Genomic DNA, 3,954 nt, shown 5'->3' with positions numbered 1-3,954 from the left:
GGGCCGGCCGTGGCAGGGGCCGCTCGCCGTGCTCGCCGCGCTCGCCGTCGCGGCGGGCCTCCTGCGGCATGTGGTACGCCGGCTCGGTGGGATCACCGGGGACGTGCTCGGGGCCACCGTGGAGATCGTCACCACGCTGTCCTACCTGGGACTGGTGCTGTCCGGCTGAGCGTCACCCGTCCGGGCGGGTAGCGTTCTCAGGCGACAGCACCGGCGGTGTCGAGGGGGACGGCATGCTCATCACGGACGACTTCCTGCCCGTACCGGTCCCGGAGTCGCTGGACGCGACCTATCTGGTGCCCATCGCCGGGATGCCGAAGGTCAGCCCGAAGACGGCCGTGGCGGGCCTCGCCGGCCGGCTCGCCGAACCGGTGCACGGGCTGGCCAAGCAGATGCTGGACAGCCCGCTGATGACCGTGGACACCCGGCCGATCAGCGAGTTCCCCGAGCTGCCGCCGGACCTGCTCACCGCGTTCGGGGCCACCGAGGAGCAGCTGGCCCGGCTGGCCGCCGCCACCCACCTGGTGGTGGTGCAGGCCGAGTACCGGCCGGGCTGGCCGCCGGCGCACGAGTGGGCGGCCCGGGCGGTGGCCGCGGCGGTCGCCGAGACGGTCGGCGGGGACGTGGTGGACGTCTTCGGCCTCCAGTTCCTCGACCCGGCGGCCGCGTTGCGCTCGCTCCCCGACGAGCAGGGCCGGATCCGGCTGGTCGACTGGGTGCTGGTGCCGTACTCGTCGGACGCCGACGGGCTCTGGTTCACCACCAAGGGGCTGCGCCGGTTCGGGCTGCTGGAGTTGCAGGCCCAGGGGGTGCCGGACCACCTCACCCGGGCCTGGGGCGCGGTGATGACCGGCGCCGCGCGGCGGCTACTGCGGGAGTGGACCGAAGGGCTGGCCGGCGAGGAGGTGCCGGCGTTCGTGCAGCTTCCGGTGCTGGCCACGGTGACCGGGCACGACATCGCGGTGGCGTACGGGAACCCGGAGCAGCACGGGGCGACGGCGCCGGTGCTGCTGGCCCTGGAGCTGGACCCGGCGACCGACCCGGACGCCGACTCGTTCCTCACCCTCCGCCCGCCGCCGGGGCACCCGGGGCCGCCCGGCCGCTACTTCGCCGCCGCCTGCGCCACCCTGTTCAACGGCATCCAGCCCGACGTCCGGTACGCCCGGCCGGGCGACGCGATGAGCAAGGCGATCGCCACCGCGCGGGCCGGGCTGGGCGACGTCCGGGCCCGCTTCCTCGCCGGTCAGCTGCCCGCCGAGACCCAGCTCGTGATCAAGTACGGGCTGCCCGGCGACGACGGCCCCGAGTACGTCTGGGCCGGGGTGACGTCCTGGGAGAGCCCGGAACGGATCGTCGGCGCCAGCGCCAGCGACGCGGCCACGGACCCGACGGTGCGGATCGGCGCCCCCGTGGTGGTCGAGGCGTCCGACGTCGTCGACTGGGCCGTGCTGGACACCACCGGGGTGATCGAGGGCGGCTGGACCCAGGCGGTGCTGGACGCCGGCGAGCCGCCGACCGCCGACTGAGCGGCTCTCAGGGCTCGATCGGGGTGCCGGTCCGGGCGGCCCGGGCCAGGCCCCAGGCGTGCAGTGCCGCCAGCACCGGGCCGAGGCTGCGCCCCTCCTCGGTGAGGTGGTACTCGACGTGCGGGGCCTTCGGGGTGCCGAGGTCGCGCCGGGCGACCAGGCCTTCCGCCTCCAGCTCGCGCAGCCGCTGGACGAGCATCTTCTCGCTGACATCCGGCATCCGGCGGCGCAGCTCGCCGTAGCGGTGCACGCCCTCCTTGAGGTGGGCGAGGATCACCGGCCGCCACCGGCCGCCGAGCACGTCGACGGCCACCTCCACCGCGCAGTGGTAGCGCCTGGGCACGGGGGTCCCCCTCCTTACCGGAAAGTGCGTACCTGTGCGCGCACGGTTGCCGGTGTGGGCTGGTGGGCATGATCGTCGAGTACATCAGGTACCGGGTACCGGCCGAGCGGCAGGCGGAGTTCGTCCCGGCGTACGCCCGGGCGGCGAAGGCGCTGGACGCCGCGCCCGAGTGCCTCGGCTACGAGCTGAGCCGCTGCGTCGAGGACCCGGCCGCGTACGTCCTCCGGATCCGCTGGACCTCCGCGGAGGACCACCTCCACCGCTTCCGCCCCGGCCCCCACTTCCCCGCCTTCTTCCGCGAGATCCGCCCCTACGCCCAGAGCATCGAGGAGATGCGCCACTACACCCCCACCGAGGTCACCACCACCCCCTGACCCCGGTCGATCATGAAGTTGGCGGCGATGTCGATCTCTCCGAGTGCCGCCAACTTCATGATCGACGCGAGGCTCAGCGGACGGAGGGCTGGACGAACGGGGGGCGGGTCAGGCGCATCTGGGCGCGGCGGCCGCGGATGTCGACCTCGATCGTGTCGCCGTCGGGGAGGTTGGGGTCGGTGTCGATGAGGGCCAGGGCGATGCCCTGCTTCAGGGTGGGGCTGAACGTGCCGCTGGTGACCGTGCCGACCTGCCGGTCCCCGACGTGCACGGCCATGCCGGGGCGCGGAATGGCCCGGTCCACCGCCACCAGCCCGCGCAGCGTACGCCGGGGGCCGGCGGCCTTCTCGGCGCGCAGCGCGTCCCGGCCCCAGAAGGCCGGCTTGTCCCAGCCCACCGCCCAGCCGGAGCGGGCCTGCACCGGGGTGATCTCCAGCGAGAGGTCCTGCCCGTGCAGCGGGTAGCCCATCTCGGTGCGCAGCGTGTCCCGCGCGGCCAGCCCGCAGGCCCGAAGCTCGTACGCCGCGCCGGCGGCGAACAGCGCGTCCCACACGGCGACCGCGTGCTCGGCCGGGACGACCAACTCGTACCCCAGCTCGCCGGTGTAGCCGGTGCGGCACACGGTCAGCTGCACGCCGTCGAGGGTGGCGGCCGAGAAGCTCATGTAGTCGTGGTCGGTGGGCAGGCCGAGCGCGCCGAGCAGCTCCGCCGAACGCGGCCCCTGGACCGCCAGCACCGCGTACGACTCGTGCTCGTCGGTGACCGCCACCCCGGCCGGCGCGGCGGCGCGCAGGCGGCGGACCACCTCGGCGGTGTTCGCCGCGTTCGGGATGAGGAAGACGTGGTCGTCGGCGTGCAGGTAGGCGATGATGTCGTCCACCACGCCGCCGGTGGCGTCGTCGCAGCACAGCGTGTACTGCGCCTTGCCCGGCGCGATCCGGCCGAGGTCGTTGCTCAGGCAGGCGTTGACGAAGTCCGCCGCGCCCGGCCCGGTGACCCGGGCCTTGCCCAGGTGCGAGACGTCGAACACGCCCACCCCGGTACGGACCGCCGTGTGCTCCTTGAGCACGCCGCCGCCGGCGTACTCCAGCGGCATCTCCCAACCCCCGAACGGGGCGAACTTGGCGCCGAGCGCGGTGTGCCGCTCGTGCAACGGGGAACGACGCAGCCGGGTCGCGGCGGCGTCGGAGGTCACCTCGGTCATGGGTGGCAACTTACCGGCCCGTGACCCGCTGGTTAGCATCGGCGGGACCCCGCCTGCGCGCCATCGGGTGCGGGCGGGACGCCCCGCCTGCACCCATCGGCGGGACAGCAACGCGTCCGGCGGGTAGGTTGCCGCCGGAAGACCTTCATCGCCGGTACGCGACGTAGCGACCGGCCCGGCCCGCCCGGAGTGGCTTTCGTGACATCGCCCCGCACCACCCTCAGCCTGGTCGACACCGACCCCGCCGAACTCGCCGTCGACGCGATCGTGATCGGCGTGCACAGCCAGACCGCCGAGCAGGAGTCCGGCTCACCCGCCGCGACCCTGCTGCTGGCCAGCGGCGCGGAGAGCATCGCCGCCGCGTTCGACGGCAAGCTGACCGAGACGCTGGCCCTGCTCGGCGCGACCGGCGGCGCCGGTGAGGTGATCAAGCTGGCCACGCTGGGCACGGTCACCGCGCCCGTGGTCGCCGCCGTCGGCCTCGGTCCCGAGCCGACCGGCGCCGCC

Annotated in this window: 6 protein-coding genes; 4 read left to right on the top strand and 2 right to left on the bottom strand. The window is 74.4% G+C overall.

The genetic code is table 11. The annotated features are described in order from the left end of the window. On the top strand, nt 1-169 hold a 169-nt coding region (locus tag EFE23_RS27570; RefSeq protein WP_199737272.1), incomplete at its 5' end, for an adenosylcobinamide-GDP ribazoletransferase. A gap of 64 nt (nt 170-233) precedes the next feature. Further along, the gene (locus EFE23_RS27565; protein ID WP_123243788.1) at nt 234-1,526 is read left to right on the top strand and encodes a DUF2314 domain-containing protein; all 1,293 of its coding nucleotides are present in this window, start codon (nt 234-236) and stop codon (nt 1,524-1,526) included. A gap of 7 nt (nt 1,527-1,533) precedes the next feature. Here the strand turns inward: EFE23_RS27565 and EFE23_RS27560 are convergent, their stop codons facing one another. Further along, nucleotides 1,534-1,869: a winged helix-turn-helix transcriptional regulator gene (locus EFE23_RS27560; protein WP_123243787.1), complete on the bottom strand. Its 336-nt coding sequence runs from the start codon at nt 1,867-1,869 to the stop codon at nt 1,534-1,536. Between the two features lie 68 nt (nt 1,870-1,937). On the opposite strand from EFE23_RS27560, the gene EFE23_RS27555 reads away from it, so the two are divergent. Further along, on the top strand, nt 1,938-2,243 hold the full coding sequence (locus EFE23_RS27555; protein WP_123243789.1) for a putative quinol monooxygenase: 306 nt from the start codon (nt 1,938-1,940) through the stop codon (nt 2,241-2,243). 73 nt (nt 2,244-2,316) lie between these two features. Here the strand turns inward: EFE23_RS27555 and gcvT are convergent, their stop codons facing one another. Next, nucleotides 2,317-3,447, bottom strand: coding sequence for a glycine cleavage system aminomethyltransferase GcvT (gene gcvT, locus EFE23_RS27550; protein WP_123243786.1), 1,131 nt, complete (start codon nt 3,445-3,447; stop codon nt 2,317-2,319). A 198-nt stretch (nt 3,448-3,645) separates the two neighbouring features. Here gcvT and EFE23_RS27545 point away from each other — a divergent pair. Beyond that, the coding region (locus tag EFE23_RS27545) for a M17 family peptidase N-terminal domain-containing protein (RefSeq protein ID WP_305034631.1) at nt 3,646-3,954 on the top strand (309 nt) is incomplete at its 3' end.

Source organism: Micromonospora solifontis, assembly GCF_003725545.1.
Classification (GTDB): domain Bacteria; phylum Actinomycetota; class Actinomycetes; order Mycobacteriales; family Micromonosporaceae; genus Micromonospora; species Micromonospora solifontis.
Note: the sequence above shows the minus strand (reverse complement) of the source record. Positions and strands in the feature narration are given on the sequence as shown.